17 protein-coding genes and 1 riboswitch are annotated in these 19,759 nt (G+C 71.2%); of the genes, 1 reads left to right on the top strand and 16 read right to left on the bottom strand.

What is annotated here, in order from left to right:
• Nucleotides 1-272 precede the first annotated feature (272 nt).
• The 3 genes from M8J73_RS24835 to M8J73_RS24825 form a co-directional block, all read right to left on the bottom strand.
• The gene (locus M8J73_RS24835; protein WP_055537628.1) at nucleotides 273-1,058 is read right to left on the bottom strand and encodes an SGNH/GDSL hydrolase family protein; all 786 of its coding nucleotides are present in this window, start codon (nucleotides 1,056-1,058) and stop codon (nucleotides 273-275) included.
• A gap of 253 nt (nucleotides 1,059-1,311) precedes the next feature.
• The gene (locus tag M8J73_RS24830; protein ID WP_055537627.1) at nucleotides 1,312-2,247 is read right to left on the bottom strand and encodes a M23 family metallopeptidase; all 936 of its coding nucleotides are present in this window, start codon (nucleotides 2,245-2,247) and stop codon (nucleotides 1,312-1,314) included.
• 4 nt (nucleotides 2,248-2,251) lie between these two features.
• Nucleotides 2,252-2,410: riboswitch (cyclic di-AMP (ydaO/yuaA leader) on the bottom strand.
• Nucleotides 2,411-2,712: 302 nt separating this feature from the next.
• Complete coding sequence (locus tag M8J73_RS24825) at nucleotides 2,713-4,785, bottom strand: alpha-galactosidase (RefSeq protein ID WP_055537631.1); 2,073 nt, start codon at nucleotides 4,783-4,785, stop codon at nucleotides 2,713-2,715.
• Nucleotides 4,786-5,005: 220 nt separating this feature from the next.
• On the opposite strand from M8J73_RS24825, the gene M8J73_RS24820 reads away from it, so the two are divergent.
• Nucleotides 5,006-5,803 carry a tyrosine-protein phosphatase gene (locus M8J73_RS24820; RefSeq protein WP_055537626.1) on the top strand — a complete coding sequence of 266 codons (798 nt, stop codon included), beginning with the start codon at nucleotides 5,006-5,008 and terminating at the stop codon, nucleotides 5,801-5,803.
• Between the two features lie 134 nt (nucleotides 5,804-5,937).
• On the opposite strand, the gene M8J73_RS24815 is transcribed toward M8J73_RS24820, so the two are convergent.
• The 13 genes from M8J73_RS24815 to hpnC all read right to left on the bottom strand — a co-directional run bounded on the left by M8J73_RS24815 (nucleotide 5,938) and on the right by hpnC (nucleotide 19,685).
• A complete protein-coding gene (locus M8J73_RS24815) occupies nucleotides 5,938-6,060 on the bottom strand; it encodes a DUF6126 family protein (protein ID WP_055537625.1) in 123 nt (40 codons plus the stop codon).
• Complete coding sequence (locus M8J73_RS24810) at nucleotides 6,053-6,688, bottom strand: helix-turn-helix domain-containing protein (protein WP_055537624.1); 636 nt, start codon at nucleotides 6,686-6,688, stop codon at nucleotides 6,053-6,055. The genes M8J73_RS24815 and M8J73_RS24810 overlap by 8 nt, the downstream gene beginning before the upstream one ends.
• A 96-nt stretch (nucleotides 6,689-6,784) precedes the next feature.
• The gene (locus tag M8J73_RS24805) at nucleotides 6,785-8,194 is read right to left on the bottom strand and encodes an aspartate aminotransferase family protein (protein WP_055537623.1); all 1,410 of its coding nucleotides are present in this window, start codon (nucleotides 8,192-8,194) and stop codon (nucleotides 6,785-6,787) included.
• On the bottom strand, nucleotides 8,191-10,140 hold the full coding sequence (gene dxs, locus M8J73_RS24800) for a 1-deoxy-D-xylulose-5-phosphate synthase (protein WP_055537622.1): 1,950 nt from the start codon (nucleotides 10,138-10,140) through the stop codon (nucleotides 8,191-8,193). The genes M8J73_RS24805 and dxs overlap by 4 nt, the downstream gene beginning before the upstream one ends.
• A 39-nt stretch (nucleotides 10,141-10,179) precedes the next feature.
• Nucleotides 10,180-11,337, bottom strand: a complete 1,158-nt coding sequence (gene ispG / locus M8J73_RS24795) for a flavodoxin-dependent (E)-4-hydroxy-3-methylbut-2-enyl-diphosphate synthase (protein WP_055537621.1) — start codon at nucleotides 11,335-11,337, stop codon at nucleotides 10,180-10,182.
• Nucleotides 11,338-11,341: 4 nt separating this feature from the next.
• Complete coding sequence (gene hpnH / locus M8J73_RS24790) at nucleotides 11,342-12,364, bottom strand: adenosyl-hopene transferase HpnH (protein ID WP_055537620.1); 1,023 nt, start codon at nucleotides 12,362-12,364, stop codon at nucleotides 11,342-11,344.
• Nucleotides 12,365-12,369: 5 nt separating this feature from the next.
• The gene (locus tag M8J73_RS24785; RefSeq protein ID WP_055537619.1) at nucleotides 12,370-13,014 is read right to left on the bottom strand and encodes a phosphorylase family protein; all 645 of its coding nucleotides are present in this window, start codon (nucleotides 13,012-13,014) and stop codon (nucleotides 12,370-12,372) included.
• Nucleotides 13,014-15,008 (bottom strand): squalene--hopene cyclase, encoded by a 1,995-nt coding sequence (gene shc, locus M8J73_RS24780; RefSeq protein WP_249829070.1) that lies wholly within the window; start codon nucleotides 15,006-15,008, stop codon nucleotides 13,014-13,016. The genes M8J73_RS24785 and shc overlap by 1 nt, the downstream gene beginning before the upstream one ends.
• 136 nt (nucleotides 15,009-15,144) lie before the next feature.
• Nucleotides 15,145-16,212: a polyprenyl synthetase family protein gene (locus M8J73_RS24775; RefSeq protein WP_055539312.1), complete on the bottom strand. Its 1,068-nt coding sequence runs from the start codon at nucleotides 16,210-16,212 to the stop codon at nucleotides 15,145-15,147.
• Nucleotides 16,213-16,271: 59 nt separating this feature from the next.
• Complete coding sequence (hpnE, locus tag M8J73_RS24770) at nucleotides 16,272-17,699, bottom strand: hydroxysqualene dehydroxylase HpnE (RefSeq protein WP_055539313.1); 1,428 nt, start codon at nucleotides 17,697-17,699, stop codon at nucleotides 16,272-16,274.
• Nucleotides 17,696-17,836, bottom strand: coding sequence for a DUF6380 family protein (locus tag M8J73_RS45555; protein ID WP_372504012.1), 141 nt, complete (start codon nucleotides 17,834-17,836; stop codon nucleotides 17,696-17,698). The genes hpnE and M8J73_RS45555 overlap by 4 nt, the downstream gene beginning before the upstream one ends.
• Nucleotides 17,836-18,786, bottom strand: a complete 951-nt coding sequence (hpnD, locus tag M8J73_RS24765; protein ID WP_249829069.1) for a presqualene diphosphate synthase HpnD — start codon at nucleotides 18,784-18,786, stop codon at nucleotides 17,836-17,838. The genes M8J73_RS45555 and hpnD overlap by 1 nt, the downstream gene beginning before the upstream one ends.
• Nucleotides 18,783-19,685 (bottom strand): squalene synthase HpnC, encoded by a 903-nt coding sequence (gene hpnC, locus M8J73_RS24760; protein WP_249829068.1) that lies wholly within the window; start codon nucleotides 19,683-19,685, stop codon nucleotides 18,783-18,785. Before hpnC ends, hpnD begins: the two co-directional genes overlap by 4 nt.
• Nucleotides 19,686-19,759 lie beyond the last annotated feature (74 nt).

Genomic DNA, 19,759 nt, shown 5'->3' with positions numbered 1-19,759 from the left:
AGGCCCAACAGTGGGCGGACGAGACCCTGGCCCGCGAACTGAACCTGCCGGAATCGCCGACCACCTGACCCTCACCGTTGTACGACCACGGCGGGCCGGCCACCCACGCACGGAAGGGGCCGTGCCGGTGCGTCGAGCCCGTCGCCCACAGCCGCCCGGAGAACCCGTCTCTGCTCCCCCCGGGCAGTAGGGCACCGAGCGACGGGCTGACGCACCGGCACGGCCCCGCCCCCCGACGAACCGCAGGCGCAAGCGGCCGAACGGAAACCGGTTCAGGCGACGGAGGCGATCCGCAGCTTGATGTCGTCGGGCGACAACGCGCCCTTCGCCGACACATGGTCCCCGGACGACTCCCCGCGCAGCCGCCGACCGATCCACGGCACGAGGTACTCCCGGGCCCAGTGGATGTTGTCCCGCCGCACCTCGAACGTCCCCCGCGGCGGCAGCGGCGGCCACGGCTGCTCGGGATCCGCCGGCACCTCCAGGCCCAGCACCTGCCCGGCCCGCAGCGCGACCCGCGTGTGCCCCTCGGGCGACAGGTGCAACCGGTCGTCGTCCCAGGCCCGCCGGTCCTGCACGGTCTTCAGCGACCACAGGTCGAGCACGGGACAGCCGTACCGGTCGGCGATGGCCCGCACATGCCCGTTGTACGTCGCGATCTTCCCCCGCAGGTGCCGGAGCACCGGCACGTCACGCGTGTCGAAGCCGGTGGTCACCATCACCGTGCCGACCGCCGAGGTGAGCCGGACCACCGCCCGCTCGAACCGCTCGGCGACCTCGTCGGGGTCGGTGCCGGGGCGGATGATGTCGTTGCCGCCCGCACAGAAGGACATGAGGTCCGGCGCGAGTTCGAGAGCCCGCGGCACCTGGTCCTCGATGATCTGGTCGAGGAGCTTCCCGCGTACCGCGAGATTGTTGTACCTGAAGTCGCCCTCGGGCACCCGGTCCGCGAGGAGCACCGCGAACCGGTCCGCCCAACCGACGAACGCCCCGTCGGGGCCGGGGTCGCCGACGCCCTCGGTGAAGCTGTCCCCCACCGCCACGTACGACCCGATCACTGATCTGCTGTTCTTCGAATCGTCTGCCACATCGGGTCATGATTCACCTTCGGATGTGACCTACGCGACCGTAATAAGGGGTTGACGGGCGGTGAGATAGACCACGCTTCACGATTCGATCAACCCGGGAATACGCCAGGTCCGGACGGCCGCCACACCCATGCGGTGAGGCCGATTCCGGGCACGCCGAAGGCCGGACCCCGGGGATCGGGGTCCGGCCTTCGCTCGCGCTCAATCAGCCATCGGCGGCACGTCAGACGGTGACGCCCTTCGACCGGAGGTAGGCCAGCGGGTCGATGTCCGAGCCGTAGTCGGGGGTCGTACGGATCTCGAAGTGCAGGTGCGGGCCCGTGACGTTGCCGGTGGCGCCGGACAGGCCGATCTGCTGGCCGCCGCTCACGGACTGGCCCGCGGAGACGCCGATCGAGGAGAGGTGGGCGTACTGGGCGTAGTAGCCGTCGGCGAGCTTGATGACGACCTGGTTGCCGTACGCGCCGCCCCAGCCGGCGGAGACGACGGTGCCCGCGCCCACGGCCTTGAGGCTCGTGCCGGTCGGGGCCACGAAGTCGACACCGGTGTGGTAGCCGCTGGACCACATGCTGCCGGCGGTCTTGTACGCGGTGCCGATGGTGGCGCCCTCGATGGGCAGACTGAAGCCGGAGCTGTTCGACGGGGCGGCCTGACCCGCGGACGTGTCGGCCGTCTCCTTCGTCGCGGACGCGGAGGTCTTCGACGCCTCGGAGGGCTTGGACGGCTGCGTCGACGGGGCCTTCGTCGACGAGTGCGACAGCCCGGCCTTCGCGGCCTTGCCGCCGATGGTGAGCTTCAGGCCGGGGTGGATGAGTGAGGGGTCGGAACCGATCACGGAACGGTTGTCCGAGTAGAGCCGCTTCCAGCCGCCCCGGACGTCCTGCTCGTGCGCGATCTTCGCGAGGTAGTCGCCGGCCTTCACCGTGTAGGTCTTCGTCGCCTTCTTCTTGGCGGCGACCTGTTCGACGGCACCCTTCTCGGGGATGGCCGTGATCGTCTTCTCGGAAGCCCCGGAAACGGCGGCCGTGGGGGTCGCGGCGTGGGCGCCGGCGGCACCCAGCAGGGGCAGCGCGAGTGCGGCGCCACCGGTTCCGGCGGCGGCGATGGAGCGGGTGAGACGCTGGGACTTGGGACGGCGGTGCTTACCCTTCGCGGGCATGGCGAATTCCTCTCCGGCGCCTGCGAGGTGAGCTGTCGGGTGCGGACTGGAGATGTCCGGCCGGGTTTGTGCCCGGCTTTACCCCTAGCCGTTCCGGAGACCGGAACAGGCGGTACTACCTGTGGGTCCCCCGCTCCTGCCATGGATCGGGTCGGTACGCGGCTCCGGTCGGCGGCAGGATTGGGCGTCCGTCCGGATCGAGGGTGAACGTAAGCGACTTGTCCCCACAGAGACAACCATCGGGATTTCCTGGGCGCCTTCCTACGTGATCCATACAACGAATCCCGATTACGCTCCGTAAACGGGCGCCGGATATCCCTTTCCAACGGCCCTGGAAATGCATAAAAATTACGTGAACATGGCGGCGACAGTGCGTCACGGATATGACGCTGCTCACGCGGCTACGCCTCAGTAGTCTTTATTCCAGGGCCAGTTGGATTAACGGTTCCATTTCGGACAGAACACTCACATGCGACGCAGGCGGACAACCTTCGCGTCGAAGTCGCCGCGCAGTCCTGTCCGCAGGCCGTGATGCAACAGCACCGCCCCTCGGTGCAGTTCGCCCGTTTCGCGGCATTCATAGGTTGCCTCGGGGTCGAGGCCGCGCAGCCGGAGCGGCGGCACCGGCTCGCCGTAGTGCTGGGCCTGGAGGCAGGCGAGGACGACCGCCTCGTCGCCGTGGACGTACTGCACGGCACTCAACCCTCCGCTCGGCGGGCGCAGCCGGTAGAGGTCGCCGCGCTGCACAACGGGCTTGATCTCCTTGTAGAGCTCCACCCACTCCCGCGCCTCGGCCAGTTCCTCGTCGCTCCACCGCGTGAGGTCGCCGCCGACGCCGAGCACGCCCGCCATGGCGCTGACGAAGCGGAATCGCAGGGAGCTGACCCGGCCGTTGAGCTGGTTGTTCGGGCTGTCGGTGACCCAGGCGGCCATGACCCGCGCGGGGTGGATGTGGCTGAACCCGTGCTGGATGGCGAGCCGGTCCAGGGGGTCGGTGTTGTCGGAGGTCCACACCTGGTCGGTCCGCGACATGACCCCGAGATCGATCCGGCCGCCGCCGCCCGAGCACGACTCGAAGGCGACGCCGGGGTGCGCGGCCCGCAGCCGGTCCAGCAGGGCGTAGAAGGCGTGCACGTGCTCGACCCACAGCTTCTGCGGGTACTCCTCACCGGGCCAGCCGGCGTCCGTGAAGCAGCGGTTGAAGTCCCACTTCACATAGTCGATCGGGGCACTGGAGAGCAGGGTGTCCAGCTTCTCCCACAGGTACTCCTGGACGTCCGGCCGCGCGAGGTTGAGCACCAGCTGATTGCGGAGTTCTGTCCGCTTTCGTCCCGGCTGGAACTGTGCCCAGTCGGGGTGCGCCCGGTACAGCTCGCTGTCCGGGTTGACCATCTCGGGCTCCACCCAGATGCCGAACTGCATCCCGAGGGCGTGCACCTGGTCGGCGAGCGGCTTCAGCCCCTCGGGGAAGCGGTCCGGGTTGGGCGTCCAGTCGCCGAGTCCGGCCCGGTCGTTGGTGCGCGCCCCGAACCAGCCGTCGTCGACCACGAACAGCTCGACCCCGATGGCCGCCGCCCGCTCGGCGAGCGCCCGCTGCTGCTCCTCCGAGATGTCGAACTCGGTGGCCTCCCAGGAGTTGAACAGCACCGGCCGGTCCCGGTCGGCGTCCGGGATGACATACGCCCGCTGGTAGGCGTGCCAGGCGCGGCTCGCCCCGCCGTGGCCGCCGTCGGACCACAGTGCGGCGAAGACGGGAGTGGTGAACGTCTCGCCCGCCTCCAGCCGCAGCAGACCCGACTCGTCGTACCCGGCACCGCCGGTGATCTGCACCCGCGCGTCCGGGAGCTGGGCCACGGCGATCCGCCAGGAGCCCGACCAGCCGAGGGCGCAGCCGTAGACCTCGCCGTGCTCCTCGGTGGCGTCGGTGTCGAGGGCGACCCAGGGCAGGTGCTGGTGGCCGGTGTGCCCACGGCGGCTGCCGATGACCTTCTCACCGTAGGTCAGCTCGCCGCGCGTCAGCCGGGACTCGGCCGCCCACCGGCCGTGCAGCTGGGACAGGCGCCAGCTCTCCTCGCGGCGGGGCAGCGTCCAGGTCGCCGAGTCGGCCCGCAGCAGTTCCACGGCGGTCCCCTCGTTGGCGAGGGTCACCCAGCGCTCCACGACGTCGTCACGCATCCGGTAGTGGAGCGTGATCCGCAGACCGTCGTCGAGGAAGCGCAGGCGCAGCTCGTCACCGTCCGCCTCGTAGTCCTGGAAGGTCCACTCGGTGCCGCGCCGTTCCTCGGTGCGGACCGAGAGGGCGGGGCGGGTGAAGCGGGGCCCGCCCTCGACGGGGTACTCCTCGTGGCCGTCGACGGGGGCTTCGAAAGGCCAGTAGGGCAACTCCTGGCGGGCTGCCAGCTCCTCGGCGTCGGCAAGGGTGATCCTCGGGCCCCAGTGGAGGTGCAGCAGCTCGTCGTTCCCGGTGAGCCGCAGGGCGTAGCTGCTCCGGGGACCCGTGAGAAGCCAGGTCCGGCCGTCCGTGGCGATGTCCAACATCATGGCCTCACAAATTCGAACAGGTGCAATCGTGCTTCAACATCATTGCAGGTCGTCGCGGGAGCGCTCCGGCGCCTGTGGACAACGGGACGTCGACGCCGTGGGCGCCTGTGGACAACTCATTGCGTCAGGCACCCATGTCGTATCGTCGAGGGGCGCCTCGATGCCGAGCGCGTGCCCGTCGACGATCGGCGCCGACGGCCGGATGGGAGGAGCCCCCGTGACGCAGCAGATCCCGTCGACCGAGCCCGAGTTGGCCGGGGTGCGCAACTTCCGCGATGTGGGCGGCCTGCCGACCGTGGACGGCCGCCGGATGCGTCATGGAGTGCTGTACCGCAGCGGGCATCTCGCGCACGCCACTGACGACGACGCCGCGTTCCTGAGCTCCCTAGGCCTGCACACGATCTTCGACTTCCGCAATGCGGCCGATCAGAAGCTGGAGGGCCCGGACGTCGAGCTGCCCGGCGTGCGGAACGTGAATCTGCCGCTGTCCGACCCGGCGGACGGCGCCGAGTTCTGGAAGATGGTCCGCGACGGCGATGTGGACCAGCTGCGCGCGCTGCTGGACGACGGCAAGGCGGCGGGCCGGATGATCGCCTCCTACCGCACGATCATCAAGCACCGCACGGCCGAGCACTCCCGTGTGCTGCACGCGCTGGCGGAGGACAGCGTGCCGGCGCTGATGCACTGCGCGGCCGGCAAGGACCGCGCGGGCCTCTCCGTAGCGATCACGCTCCTCGCCGTCGGCGTGGAGCGCGAGGCCATCGTGGCCGACTACCTGGAGTCGAACGCCAAACACCGCCGCTACAAGGTGCGCCGCAGCAGCAGCTCCCCGAACGCCTACTCCCCGGAGGTCATGGAGCTGCTGAGCCCTCTGTTCGACGCCCGCGCCGAGTATCTCCAGGCGGCCTTCGACACGGTCGAGGAGACCTGGGGCGACGTGGACACGTACCTGGAGCAGGGCCTGAAGCTGAGCCCCGCGAGCCGGGAGCGGCTGCGCGAGCGCCTGCTCGACTAGCAGCGCTCGGCCCCCCACCTCGGCCTCCGCACAGCGCCTCGGTCACCGCACAGCGCCTCGGTCACCGCACAGCGCGCTCACCTCGGTCACCGCACAGCGCGCTCACCTCGGTCACCGCACGGCGCCCGCCTCCGTCACTGCTTGGCGCCCACCTCGAACAGCAGATAGATGAAGGCCGCGAAGAGGTGGCCGACGGCGATGTAGATGATGAGCCGCACCCACAGGGCGCGGGGGAACTTCTCTTCCATGTCAGCCATGGGTGGTCTCCGGGGTGGTCGGCCCGAGGCACAACGCGGCGGTCGGGCTCTGCAACAGGGTGTGGACGAACAGCAGGTCGGCGCCGTCGTCATCGGCGGCGGCGATGCGGTGCGGGGTGAGCGAGTCGAAGTGCGCGCTGTCCCCGGGCCCGAGCAGGTGCGTGGCGTCCCCGAGGCGCAGCCGCAGGCGTCCCTTCAGGACGTACAGCCACTCCTCGCCGGGGTGGACGCGCACGATGTCGCCCTGGGAGCCGTACGGCACATGGACGCGCAGCGCCTGCATCCCTCGTCCGGGGGCGCCCGCCTGCCAGTACGTCCAGCCGCCGGCCCGGGTGGGCTCCATGTCACCGGCACGCAGGACGGCGTCCCGTTCGGGGACCGTCTCGCCGAGCAGTTCGGAGACGGTCGTACCGTAGACGCGGGCCAGCGTGAGCAGCATCGGCAGCGAGGGCTGGCGCTGCCCTGTCTCCAGCCGGGAGAGGTGCGCCGGTGACAGCCCGGCGGCCTGGGCCGCCGCCTCCAGCGTGAGGGAGGCCCGGCGGCGCAGGGCGCGCAGCTGCGGGGCGACGACGGGCAGGTCCGCGTTCGCCGCGGGCTCGGGAGGGTCCGTACCCTCGGAAGGGCTCATGCCCTCCATTCAGCCCCAGCTTTGCCTGTGGGGCAAATTTCTTGCCTCAGAGGCAAAGCGCCGGGCGGCCGGGGCACGGTCCGCTCGGAGCGTGGCCTAACGGTTGGCCACCGCCTGCTTCACCAGGGTCCTGCCGAAGTCCCACATCAGCCCGCCGCCGCTGTGCGCGTCGTCCATCACCTCGGTGAAGGCCGCGACGAACCGGTCCACCTCCCGTTCCCCGATGATCAGCGGCGGGATCAGCTTGATCACCTCCAGATGGTCGCCGGAGACCTGCGTGAGGATGCGGTGCCGTTGCAGCAGCGGCACGACGACCATCTGGGCGAACAGTCCCTTGCGCGCCGCCTGGAGCATCGTCCACCGGCCGCGCAGCTTCAGTGACCTGGGTCTGCCGAACTCGATGCCGATCATCAGTCCACGGCCGCGCACCTCGCTGAGCAGCTCGTACTTGTCGACCAGCGCGGCCAGCCGGCTCTTGAGCAGTTCTCCCGTGGCGCGGGCGTTCGCCACGATCTCCTCGTTCTCCATCACTGACAGGACGGCGAGCCCGGCGGCCATGGCCTGGGCGTTGGAGCCGAAGCTCGCCGAGTGGACGAGGACGCGGTCCATCGACGAGTAGACCTTCTTGAAGATCCACTCCTTGCCGAGGGTGGCGCCGACCGGTACGTACCCGCCGGAGAGCGCCTTGGCGACGCACACCAGGTCCGGCTCCACGCCCTCCTCGTGCTGATAGGCGTAGAAGTCCCCGGTCCTTCCGAGCCCGGTCTGCACCTCGTCGAGGATGAGCAGCGCCTTGTGCGCGCGCAGCAGTTCCTGGGCGGCGCGCAGATAGCCGGGCGGCGCCTCGTGCACCCCCTTGCCCTGGATGGGTTCCACGATCAGGGCGGCGACATCGCCCTCCTTCAGCTCCCTCGCCAGTGCGTCGAGATCACCGAGCGGTACGGCGGTGTCGGGCAGCAGCGGGGCAAAGCCGTCCCGGAAGCCGTTCTCGCCGTTGACGGAGAGGGAGCCGGTGGTGAGCCCGTGGAAGGCGTGGTCGCAGTAGAGGACGCGGGTGCGGCCGGTGGCGTAGCGGGCGAACTTCAGCGCGGTCTCGACGGCCTCCGTCCCGCTGTTGCCGAAGAACACCCGGTCCAGGTGGGGGCTGTGGGCGAGCAGCCGTTCGGCGAGCAGTCCGGGCAGGGGCTGGCAGTCGAAGCGGGTGAGGTCGGCGAGCTGCGCGTCGAGGACGTCGTGCAGCGCCTTGCGGACGACGGGGTGGTGGCGGCCGAGGCCCATCACCCCGAACCCGGCGAGCATGTCCAGGTGGTCCTGCCCGTCGGCGTCCCAGAAGTACGCGCCCTCGGCACGCTCATAGACCTTGTCGAAGCCGATGGTGTGCAGCATGCGCGGGAGTTGGTGGTTCAGGTAGCGGGCGTGGAGTTCGTAGCGCTCGGCGCCGCGCTCGGCGAGCAGTCTGCCGAGGTCGAACTCCCCGTTCCCGGTGGCGGGTTCCGCGGTGGTCATTGCGGTGTCTCCTTGACGGCCTCGGCCTCGATCGGATCCCCCTGCGTGCGCGCCCCCTTCTCGATCGCGTCCTTCCCCGCCAGGCACGCGCTGATCCGTCCGGCGATGTCGACCGGTGTCAGCCCGATGTCCGCCAACACCTCGCCCCGCTTGGCGTGCGCCAGGAACTGCTCGGGGATGCCGAACCGCCGTACGGGTACGTCCACGTCGGCGTCCCCCAGGGCCAGGGCGACCGCCGAACCCACCCCGGCAGCCCGGCTGTTGTCCTCCACGACCGCCACCAGCCGGTGCTCGTCCGCGAGCCACGGCAGCGCCGGGTCCACCGGCTTGACCCAGCGGGGGTCGACGACGGTGCAGCCGATGCCGCGCGCCTCCAGCAACTCGGCGGCCTGGAGGCACACCCCCGCCATCACGCCGACGGCGACCAGCAGCACCTCGGGGGCGGCGGGGGCCGGGGTCCGGTGCAGGACGTCCATGCCGCCGACCCGTTCCAGGGACGGGATCTCGGGCCCCACCGACTCCTTCGGGAACCGGATCAGGGTCGGCGCGTCGTCCACGGCGACCGCCTCCCGCAGCTGCGCCCGCAGCTGTTCGGCGTCGCGCGGCGCGGCAATCCGCAGCCCCGGCACGACCTGGAGGACGGACATGTCCCACATGCCGTTGTGCGAGGCTCCGTCGACGCCCGTGACCCCGGCCCGGTCCAGGACGAACGTCACCCCGCACCGGTGCAGGGCCACATCCATCAGCAACTGGTCGAAGGCCCGGTTGAGGAAGGTGGCGTAGACGGCGACGACGGGATGGAGGCCGCCGGTGGCGAGGCCGGCCGCCGACACCGCCGCGTGCTGCTCGGCGATCCCCACGTCCCAGACCCGGTCGGGGAACTTCTCCGCGAACTTGCCGAGACCCACCGGGTGCAGCATGGCGGCCGTGATGGCGACGACGTCCTGCCGCTCGTCGGCGATCCGGACGATCTCGTCGCCGAAGACCGACGTCCAGGACGGCCCTCCGGGGGGACCGAGCGGCTCGCAGGTGAGCGGGTCCATCACGCCGACCGTGTGGAAGTGGTCCTCCTCGTCGGCGAGGGCCGGCTCGTACCCCCGGCCCTTCTGGGTGAGGCAGTGGACGAGGACGGGCCCATGGAACCGTTTGGCCCGGCGCAGCGCCGACTCGACCGCCTGGACGTCGTGCCCGTCGATCGGCCCGACGTACTTCAGGCCCAGGTCCTCGAACATGCCCTGGGGCGCGAACGCGTCCTTGAAGCCCTTCTTCGCCCCGTGCAGCGCCTCGTAGATGGGGTGGCCGACGACGGGGGTGCGCAGCAGGACGTCCTTGCCCCAGGCGAGGAACTGCTCGTAGCCGTCGGTGGTGCGCAGAGTGGCGAGGTGGTTGGCGAGGCCGCCGATGGTCGGCGCGTAGGAGCGTTCGTTGTCGTTGACGACGATGATCAGCGGCCGGTCCTTGGCGGCCGCGATGTTGTTGAGCGCCTCCCAGGCCATTCCCCCGGTGAGCGCGCCGTCACCGATGACGGCGACGACATGGCCCCGCTCCCCCCGCACCTGGCGGGCCTTGGCGAGGCCGTCGGCCCAGCCGAGGGCGGTGGAGGCGTGGCTGTTCTCGATGACGTCGTGCTCGGACTCCTCACGCGAGGGGTAGCCGGACAGGCCGCCCTTGCCGCGCAGCTTGGAGAAGTCCTGACGCCCTGTCAGCAACTTGTGGACGTAGCTCTGGTGACCGGTGTCCCACAGGATCCGGTCCGCGGGTGACTCGAAGACCCGGTGGAGCGCGATGGTCAGCTCCACCACCCCCAGGTTGGGCCCCAGGTGACCACCGGTCCTGGCGACCGCGTGCACCAGGAACTCCCGGATCTCCTCGGCCAGTGCACCGAGTTCCGCCTCGGTCAGCGCCTTCACATCGCGCGGTTGCCGGATGCTCTCCAGAATCGTCACGTCGGGCCCCCTCTCGATCCGTACTCTCAGCCCGTGTCGTCAACTCACGGTGACCGCCGGTTCCCCCGACGCGACGCCGTCCTTCTCCATCTGCTCGGCGATCTTCATCGCCTCTTCGATGAGGGTCTCCACGATCTTCGACTCGGGCACGGTCTTGATGACCTCGCCCTTCACGAAGATCTGCCCCTTGCCGTTTCCGGAAGCGACCCCGAGGTCCGCCTCCCGCGCCTCCCCGGGACCGTTGACGACGCAGCCCATGACCGCGACGCGCAACGGCACCTCCATGCCCTCCAGCCCGGCGGTCACCTCGTCCGCCAGCCGGTAGACGTCGACCTGCGCCCGCCCGCACGACGGGCAGGACACGATCTCCAGCCGCCGCGCCTTCAGGTTCAGCGACTCCAGGATCTGGATGCCGACCTTGACCTCCTCGGCCGGTGGTGCGCTCAGCGAGACCCGGATCGTGTCACCGATGCCCTCGGACAGGAGCGCCCCGAAGGCCACCGCCGACTTGATCGTGCCCTGGAACGCGGGGCCCGCCTCTGTGACACCCAGGTGCAGCGGGTAGTCGCAGCGGGCGGCGAGCTGCCGGTACGCCTCGATCATCACGACCGGGTCGTTGTGCTTGACGGAGATCTTGAGGTCCCGGAAGTCGTGCTCCTCGAACAGCGACGCCTCCCACAGCGCGGACTCCACCAGCGCCTCGGGCGTCGCCCTGCCGTACTTCTGGAGGAGGCGCCGGTCGAGCGACCCGGCGTTGACCCCGATGCGGATCGGCGTCCCGTGGTCCTTCGCCGCCCGCGCGATCTCCTTCACCTTGTCGTCGAACTGCTTGATGTTGCCGGGGTTGACCCGGACGGCCGCGCACCCGGCCTCGATCGCGGCGAACACGTACTTCGGCTGGAAGTGGATGTCCGCGATCACCGGGATCTGCGACTTGCGGGCGATGGTGGCGAGGGCGTCCGCGTCGTCCTGCGTGGGGCAGGCGACCCGCACGATCTGGCAGCCGGACGCGGTGAGCTCGGCGATCTGCTGCAGGGTGGCGCCGACGTCCGACGTACGGGTCGTCGTCATCGACTGCACCGACACCGGCGCGCCACCGCCGACGGCCACCGACCCGACCTGGATCCGCCGACTCTCCCGGCGCTCGGCGACCGGCCGGACGGGGACCTCCGGCAGCCCGAGGGACACGGCGGTCATGCCGTCACCCCTGGTTCCCGGAGACCGTCTCGCGCAGGGCGCGCAGCGACTCCTTCAGCGATCCCATGGTGGCGAGGACGGCGGTGGGCTCGTAGCCGCAGTGCGCCATGCAGTTGGCGCACCGGGGGTCCTTGCCGCGGCCGTACGCGTCCCAGTCGGTGTCCTCGATCAGCTCGCGGTAGGTCGTGACGTAGCCGTCGCTCATCAGGTAGCAGGGCTTCTGCCAGCCGAAGAGCGAGTAGTTGGGGATCGCCCACGCGGTGCACGGGAAGTCGACCCTGCCCTCCAGGAAGTCCAGGAAGAGGGGCGAGTGGTTCAAGCGCCAGCGGCGGCGGTTGCCGCCCGCGAAGGCCTTCCTGAACAGTTCGCGGGTCTGCTCCACACCGAGGAAGTGCTCCTGGTCGGGCGCCTTCTCGTAGGCGTAGGCGGGCGAGATCATCATCTCGTCGACCTTCAGGTCGTCGTTGAGGAAGTTGAGGACCTCGATGATGGTCTGCGGGGTGTCGGTGTTGAAGAAGGTCGAGTTGGTGGTCACCCGGAAGCCGCGCCGCTTGGCCTCCTTGATGGCGGCGACGGCCTCGTCGAACACTCCCTCCTTGGCCACCGACTCGTCGTGCCGCTCCCGCAGCCCGTCGATGTGCACGGCGAACGCGAAGTACGGCGAGGGCTTGAACTTGTCCATCTTCTTGCGCAGCAGCAGCGCGTTGGTGCACAGGAAGACGTACTTCCGGCGGGCCACCAACTGCCGCACGATCTCGTCGATGTGCGGGTGCATCAGGGGCTCGCCGCCGGCGATGGACACCATCGGGGCACCCGATTCGAGGACGGCGCCCACGGCCTGCGCCACCGGCATCCGCTGCTTGAGCACCCCGGCCGGATGCTGGATCTTGCCGCAGCCCTCGCACTTCAGATTGCAGGCGTAGAGCGGTTCCAACTCGACGATCAGCGGAAACTTGTCGCGCTTGCGGAGCTTCTGTTCAGCGAGATACGTCGCCACCTTGATGGACTGGCGGAGCGGCATGGCCATCTGGCTCACCTCCTGGGGAGCAGCAAGGAACGGTGCCATTCGTAGTAAGCGGGGAGGACGGCACGAAGAACGCGGAAAGCCGATATTCCACCGCGTACCGTGCCGATCCGGACCAGTTCATGTTCTGGAGCGTCCACGACCACCCGGACGGCCGCAACCGGGCGCGCGCCCGCTCGCACGGCGCAGTGGAGCGTGACCGCGGATTCCATGTCGACCGCGATCGCTCCGGTGGCGAAGAGGTCCGCCCGTTCCTGACCGCGGACGACGTGATCGGACCCGGTGAGCGGGCCGGTGTGGACCGTGCGTCCGGGCACGGCCCGCCCCAGCTCCTTGACCAGGCGTTCGACGCCCACACAGGGCGTGACGGCGCCGTCTGGGCCCCTCGTCTCCCCGGCGACGACGAGGTCACCGGGGTGCATGCCGGGGGCGAGCCCCGCGCAGAATCCGGTGGCGAGCACAGCGGCCCCGTCCAGCGCCCGGTCGGCGAGCAGCCGGGTGACGGCGCGTTCGGCGGCCTTCGGCCCCATGCCGGTCCGCAGGACGGTGACCGGGCCCCCGGCGCCGCCCGGGTCGCCGCTGCGCAGGGCGAACTGCTCGATGCCGAGCGCGCAGGCGATCAGCAGCGGGGCGGGGACGGCGGCCGTGTCCATCAGCTCGCCCCGGCCTTCAGCACGGCTGGTTCGCCGTGGACGTACCGGCCGAGCGCGGTGAGCGGGAACACCTGACGGTAGAGGTGGTAGTTGATGGAGAAGTCCCACGGGAAGCCGGTCCCGGTGAACTGGGGCTCGTCCCAGCCGCCGTCGCCGCGCTGGGTGCCCGCGAGCCATGCGACGCCGCGCTCCACGGCCTTGGAGTCCCGCTCGCCCGCGGCCAGCAGCGCGAGGAGCGCCCAGGCGGTCTGGGAGGCGGTGGAGGCGCCCTTGCCGCCCCATTCGGCGGGGTCGGGGTAGGAGCGCAGGTCCTCGCCCCAGCCGCCGTCGTCGTTCTGGACGGTCTCCAACCAGGCCACGGCCCGGCGGATCGCCGGATGCGCGGCGGGGAGCCCGGCGGCGACCAGCGCGGGGACCACGGACCCCGTTCCGTAGATGTAGTTGACGCCCCAGCGGCCGAACCACGCGCCGCTCGGCTCCTGTTCGGCGAGGAGCCATTCGATGCCGCGCCGGGTGCGCGGGTCGTGGGAGAGGCCCTCGACCGCGAGCATCTCCACCACGTGGGCGGTGACGTCGGCGGACGGCGGGTCGATGACCTCGCCGAAGTCGCAGAAGGGCAGCTTGTTGGGGAAGGCGCTGGTGTTGTCGACGTCGAAGGCGCCCCAGGCGCCGTTCCTCGACTGCATCCCGAGGTTCCAGCGGACGCCGCGGGCGATGGCCCTCTCGACGCGTTCGGGGTCGGGGTGCTTGACCCTGCGCAGGGCGAGCACCACCTCGGCGGTGTCGTCGATGTCGGGGTAGTTGTCGTTGTGGAACTCGAACGCCCAGCCGCCCGGAGGGAGTTGGGGGCGTCTGACGGACCAGTCGCCGGGGCGGACGATCTCCTCCCCGAGCATCCAGTCGGCGGCCCTGACCAGTTGGGGGTGGTCGGCGGGCAGCCCGGCGTCGGCGAGGGCGATGGTGGCGAGGCAGGTGTCCCACACCGGTGACTGGCACGCCTCGATCATGCGGGCGCCGTCCTCGCGCCACACGGCGAACCGGTCCAGGGACTCGAGGCCCGCCCGCATCACGGGGTGCTGGAGGTCGTAGCCGAGCAGATGGAGCGCGATGATCGAGTACACGGCCGGCGGCTGGATGCCGCCCCAGCAGCCGTCGTTCTCCTGCCGCTCGATGATCCAGCGGGCGGCGCTGTTCATCGCCGCTCGGCGCAGACGCTTCAGCGCGACCTTGTGGTAGCCGTGCAGCACCTTGTCGAGCCGCTGGAAGGCGCCCTCCCAGGTGCCCAGCGGGTCGAGGGGCGCGGGCGGGTTGGGCCGGCCGGGGTCGGTGTGCAGTTCGTCGAGGGGGAAGGGGGCGGGCCGCACCGGGCGCTTCGCGGAGACGACGGTGAGCGGCACGATGGTCTGCCGCGCCCAGCACCCGAAGTCGTAGATGTTCAGCGGCATCCACTTCGGGAAGTAGATCAGTTCCGGCGGCATCTCCGGCAGGTCGTCCCACTTCCACCAGCCGAACAGGGCGAGCCAGATCCGCGTGAAGACGCGGGCCGCGGCGATCCCTCCACGCTCCCGGATCCACGCGGACGCCTTCGCCATGTGCGGCTCCGACGGGTCGTCACCGGCCAGCCGCAGCGCGACATACGCCTCGACGGTCGCGGAGAGTTCGGGAGGGCCGCCGTAGAAGGTCGCCCAGGTTCCGTCCTCGCGCTGCTCGCCCCGGATGAACAGGGCGGCGGCCCGTGTCGTCTCCTCGTCGCGGATCCCGAGGAACTGACGGAGCAGCAGGTCCTCGGCGTCCATGGTCACGTTGGTCTCCAGGTCGCCCTTCCACCAACCCTGGGCGTCCTGACGCGCGAGGAGGAACGCGGTGGCACGCCGCAGGGCGCGTTCGGCGGTGTCCTGGACCCCCGCCGTCACCGGGGTGTGGGTGTCGGTGTCGCTGGCCGAGGCAGCGCGGGGCGGCAGGGCCCCGGTGCTTCCGTCGGTCGTCGCTGTCATGGCTTCCCCTTCGTGCAGTGGACGGATCTCTGCGGTGGGTCAGCCGTCGGCCGGTGCGTGTCCGGTGAACGGGCACCGGCCGGCGACTACGCGAGGGCTATTCGACCGATGGCGGTCGGCGGTCGGTCGATGGCGGTCACCTCTTCCGTACGACGACGAAGTCGGCGAGGGCCGTGAACTGGTCCCGTACGTGCTCGGGCATCCGGATCGAGTCGAGTGCCTCGATGGCGACGGCGTGCTGGCGGCGCGCCTCCTCGGCGGTCCACTCCCGGCCGCCGGCCTCCTCGATGAGGGCGGCGCGGGCGGCGAACTCCGCCTCGGAGAAGGTCGCGAAGTCGCTGCTCTTGGCGTCGGCGGCGAGGAGTTCACCGAGCTGCTCGGAGGCGGGGCCGCCCGCCGCGAGCGCGGCCACCACGGGCAGGGACTTCTTGCGCTGGCGCAGGTCGCTCCAGGTCTGCTTGCCCGTGGAGACCGGGTCGCCCCAGATGCCCAGCAGGTCGTCGACGGCCTGGAAGGCGAGCCCCAGGTGGTAGCCGTACTTCTCCAGCGCGTCGGCGGTGTGGTCGTCGGCGCCGCCGAGGACCGCGCCGATGGAGCAGGCACAGGCGAGCAGGGCGCCCGTCTTGTTGCCCTCCATCTCCAGGCACTCCTCGACGGTGACCCGCTCGCGGTGCTCGTAGGAGATGTCCTGGGCCTGTCCGTCGATGAGCGCGCGGGTCGCGGTGGTGACGCGGCGGGTGGCACGGGCCGCCTCGGCGGTACCGAGTTCGAGGAGGATCTCGTTGGCGAGGACCATCAGGGCGTCGCCGACGAGGATGGCCTGGGCGGGGTCGTACGCCTTCCAGACGGTGTCGCGGTGGCGGCGCTGTTCGTCGCCGTCCATCAGGTCGTCGTGCAGCAGCGAGAAGTTGTGCACCAGCTCCACCGCGACCGCGCCGGGGATGCCGACCTCGGGGGCGGCGCCGGTGACCTCGGCGGACATGACGGCCAGCGCGGGGCGTACGGCCTTGCCGCCGTCCCCGGCGGCCGGGTTGCCGCGGGTGTCGATCCAGCCGAAGTGATAGGCCGCGACGGTGTTCATGGGGGGCGCGAGCCGCTCGATCGCCGCCCGCAGCACGGGCGTGGCAAGGGTCCGCCCGCGCTCCAGGAGCGCGGTCACGTCCACCGCGTCGGCTGCCGTCGCGGCCGGGGGCACAGTGGGCACAGTCTCTCCTCTAGTTGCGGTGCCGAGAGTGCGGGAACCGTTCGGATGCGCTTCGAGCGTCACGCTGCCTCCTCGTGGACGAAGAGGTGGTCCCGGGGCCGGCCCAGGGCGGCGAGCGCGGCGTCCGCCGCGCTCACGCCGCTGCGGACCGCACTCTCCATGGTCGCGGGCCACCCGGTGGCGGTCCACGCTCCGGCCAGGTACAGGCCGGGTGCCTTGGTGCGGGCGCCGGGCCTGAGCCGTCCGACGCCGGGGGTGGGAGCGAACGTCGCGGTGCGCTCCCGGGTCACGAAGAAGTCCTTCACCCGCGCGCCGCGCGCGCCGGGCAGGAGCCGCTCCAGCTCGGGCAGATAGCGCTCGCGGAGCACGGCCACGGGCTCGTCGATCTCGTGGTGCGCGGCCGACTGCGACAGCGCCAGATACTGGCCCTCGCTCAGCCCGGACGCCTCGGTCCGGTCGAAGACCCACTGGACGGGCGAGCCGAGCGCCGCGAAGAACGGGCGGCTCAGCACCTTCCGGTCGTACACCACATGGACGTTGAGGATCGGCGCGGTGCCGATCTCCAGCAGCCGTTCGGGCCGGTCGAGCGCGCCCTGCGGGAGCAGGTCGTACGCCTCGCGCTGCGGTACGGCGAGGACGACCGCGTCGGTGTCCAGGCTCTCGCCGGGCACCTCGACGCGCCAGCCGCCGTCCTCGCCGGCGCGGACGGCGGTGACGCGGGTGCGCAGTTCGGTGCGGACGCCCGCCGAGTCGAGGGCCTTGCGGGCCAGCCGGTCGTGGAGTTCGCCCAGCGGGACGTGGGCCCAGCCGATGTCGGCCGCGCCGGGGTCGGACAGCAGCCCCGTCTTGAAGACCATCGCGGCGAGCCCGAGGGAGGCGTCCCTGGCCACCGCGTTGAGGGTGGCGACGCCCACGAGGTCCCACAGCGCCTCGACGGCACGCGCGGACTGGCCGTGCGCGGCGAGCCAGCCGGCGAAGTCCCGCTCGTCCAGCGCCGGGTCGTCGAGGTCGAGCGCCTTGAGCGCCAGCGCGGCACGCCCCACCTTGGCCCGCTCGGCGAGCGAGAGGTGCGGGTATGTGGCGAGGCTGCGCCCGAGGTGCAGGGGCACGGGCAGCGCGTCGCGCCGCAGTCGGCCGAGCCGCCGGCCGGGCCTGCCCGCCGCGTCGAGCACGGGCACGTCGAGACGGTTCTGCAGCGGGGCCAGCGCGGCGGCGTCGATCCGGTCGAGGAACCAGCGGTAGGCGGTGCAGCAGCGCAGGTACACATGCTGTCCGTTGTCGACGGTGAGGGTGCCGCGCTGGAAGGAGAAGGCCAGTCCGCCGAGGCGCGGGCGTCCTTCCAGTAGCGTGACCCGCACACCGGCGTCGGCGAGGGCGAGGGCGGTGGTGACGCCCGCCAGTCCCCCGCCGACCACCACGGCCGTGCTGCCGGGCCGGCCGGTACGGTTCTCGCCCGGCGGTCCGCCGGGCCGTGCCGCTTCGGTCATCGCGCACCCTCCCCTGCCGGTCCGCCGGGGCGAGGGATCGGTCCGCGGCAGGCCGTCGCAGTCAGGGACGCCCCCGCGTCGCGGAGGGTTGCGTACCACTTGTCCCCGATGGGGTCGCGTTGGTCCAGATTGTCCATCAGACGCGCCTCCTGACGGTGCGCCGGGACGCATGGCGGGTGTCGAGACCGGACAGTCCGCGTACGGCGACATAGGCCTTCTCGCGTCCGGGCAGCGAGACCCGGCCGCGCAGCACGGCCTCCGGCTCGCGCTCGATGCGGTCGAGCAGCCGCCGGTAGATGCCCGCCATGGCGGCGACACAGGCTCCGCTACGGCGGTCCAGCATCGGCAGCAGGCGGTAGCCCTCGGCGAAGAGGGCGCGGGCCCGGCGCACCTCGAAGTGCACCAGACCCGCGAAGTCGGAGTCGGCCGGCGGGAGCTGCCCGGCGAACCCCGCCGAGCAGCCGAACTTCGCGAGGTCGTCGCCGGGCAGATAGGTTCTGCCGCCCTGTGCGTCCTCGCGAACGTCCCTGAGGATGTTGGTGAGTTGCAGGGCGAGGCCGAGGGTGTCGGCGTACTCGGGTGCGCGCTCCGCTCCGCGTGCCGCGGGTTCGGTGCCGAAGACTCCGAGGGAGAGGCGGCCGATGGCGCCGGCGACGCAGCGGCAGTAGACCTTCAGGTCGTCCCAGGTCTCGTAGGTCTCGCCGCGTACGTCCATGAGGACGCCGTCGATGAGTTCGTCGAGGGCGTCGAGCGGGACGGGGAAGCGGCTCGCGGTGTGGGCGAGGGCCACGACCACGGGGTCGGTGTCGTCCTCGTCGACGGTGCCCGCGCGGATCCGGGCGAGCAGCGACCGGGTCTCCTCGAGCCGGGCCGTCTTGACCTCGGCCGCGAGGGCGCCGTCGCCGATGTCGTCGACGCGCCGCGAGAAGGCGTACAGCGCGGACATGGCGCGGCGCTTGGGCGTCGGCAGCAGCCGGATGCCGTAGGCGAAGTTACGGGCCTGCTGTCCGGTGACGGCCTCGCAGTAGCTGTAGGCGGCGAGTACCGGCGCGGACATGTGTGGTTCCGACTCCACGGTCCGGATCACCCCTCTCCTCGCAGGGTCGCGCCCATGTCCCGCAGCAACCGGAGCCTGCCGGGCTTGGGTGGGCCGGGAAGTACGTCGTGTTCGGCGGCGGCGATCGCGTGGAGGGCCGCCCTGCCGCCCGCCACGAACCCCGCGAGGAGCAGCCTCAGCCTGCCGTGGACACTCCCCACCAGCGGGGCGCCCTCGTCCAGCAGCTTGCGGGCACGGTCCGCTTCGTACGCGATCAGGGCGCGCACCGACGCGCCCGCGGTGGGCGCGGCGAGGTCCGCCTCCTGCACGTGGAAACGTTTCATGTCCTTGGCGGGCAGGTAGACGCGGTCGCGGCGGAGGTCCTCGGCCACGTCCTGGAGGTGTTCGACGATCTGCAGCGCGGTGCAGATCGCGTCGGACAGGCGGAGCCGCTCGGGGGTGGTCGTGCCGGTGACGGCGAGCACCAGACGGCCCACGGGGTTCGCGGACAGCGCGCAGTAGGCGAGCAGGTCGTCGTAGGTCTCGTAGCGCGTGACGAGCTGGTCCTGGCGGTTGGCCGCGATCAGGTCGAGGAAGGGGCCGGGGCCGAGGCGGTGGCGGCGGACCGTGCGCTGGAGGGTGCGGAGCAGGGGGTGGCCGGGGACGGCGTCGAAGACCTTGCGGAGGTCGGCCTCGAAGGCGTCGAGGAGGAGGAGACGGTCGTCGGCGTCCCGCGGGGGGACGTCCAGGAGGCGGGCGTCGGCGCCTCCGGGGGCGAGATCGCCGTCGCCGATGTCGTCGACGAGGCGAGCGAAGCCGTAGAGCGCCATCAGGTCGTCGCGCCAGGCCCGGGGCAGGAAGAACGGCGCGACGGGGAAGTTCTCGGCCGCGGCCTTGTCGAGGGTGTCGCGCTCCGGGTCGCCGGTGCGCGCCGTCCCGCTTTCGGTCACCGCTCGTCACCCGGCGCGGGGACGGCGGAAGCGTTGTTGAGCTGGGGAGTTTCCGTAGCCATGGCCGTCACATC

The organism is Streptomyces neyagawaensis, assembly GCF_023516595.1.
Classification (GTDB): Bacteria; Actinomycetota; Actinomycetes; order Streptomycetales; family Streptomycetaceae; genus Streptomyces; species Streptomyces neyagawaensis.
The sequence above is the reverse complement of the archived record's forward strand: the minus strand, read 5'-3'. Positions and strand labels throughout refer to the sequence as shown.

Excerpts from the sequence above, each read along its gene's own strand:
- M8J73_RS24810 (WP_055537624.1), bottom strand. The coding sequence starts at position 6,688 with ATGAGCCCTTCCGAGGGTACGGACCCTCCCGAGCCCGCGGCGAACGCG.
- M8J73_RS24825 (WP_055537631.1), bottom strand. The coding sequence starts at position 4,785 with ATGTTGGACATCGCCACGGACGGCCGGACCTGGCTTCTCACGGGTCCC.
- M8J73_RS24805 (WP_055537623.1), bottom strand. The coding sequence starts at position 8,194 with ATGACCACCGCGGAACCCGCCACCGGGAACGGGGAGTTCGACCTCGGC.
- shc (WP_249829070.1), bottom strand. The coding sequence starts at position 15,008 with ATGACAGCGACGACCGACGGAAGCACCGGGGCCCTGCCGCCCCGCGCT.
- hpnE (WP_055539313.1), bottom strand. The coding sequence starts at position 17,699 with ATGACCGAAGCGGCACGGCCCGGCGGACCGCCGGGCGAGAACCGTACC.
- M8J73_RS24815 (WP_055537625.1), bottom strand. The coding sequence starts at position 6,060 with ATGGCTGACATGGAAGAGAAGTTCCCCCGCGCCCTGTGGGTGCGGCTC.
- M8J73_RS24785 (WP_055537619.1), bottom strand. The coding sequence starts at position 13,014 with ATGGACACGGCCGCCGTCCCCGCCCCGCTGCTGATCGCCTGCGCGCTC.
- hpnH (WP_055537620.1), bottom strand. The coding sequence starts at position 12,364 with ATGGCCATGCCGCTCCGCCAGTCCATCAAGGTGGCGACGTATCTCGCT.
- ispG (WP_055537621.1), bottom strand. The coding sequence starts at position 11,337 with ATGACCGCCGTGTCCCTCGGGCTGCCGGAGGTCCCCGTCCGGCCGGTC.
- M8J73_RS45555 (WP_372504012.1), bottom strand. The coding sequence starts at position 17,836 with ATGGACAATCTGGACCAACGCGACCCCATCGGGGACAAGTGGTACGCA.
- M8J73_RS24830 (WP_055537627.1), bottom strand. The coding sequence starts at position 2,247 with ATGCCCGCGAAGGGTAAGCACCGCCGTCCCAAGTCCCAGCGTCTCACC.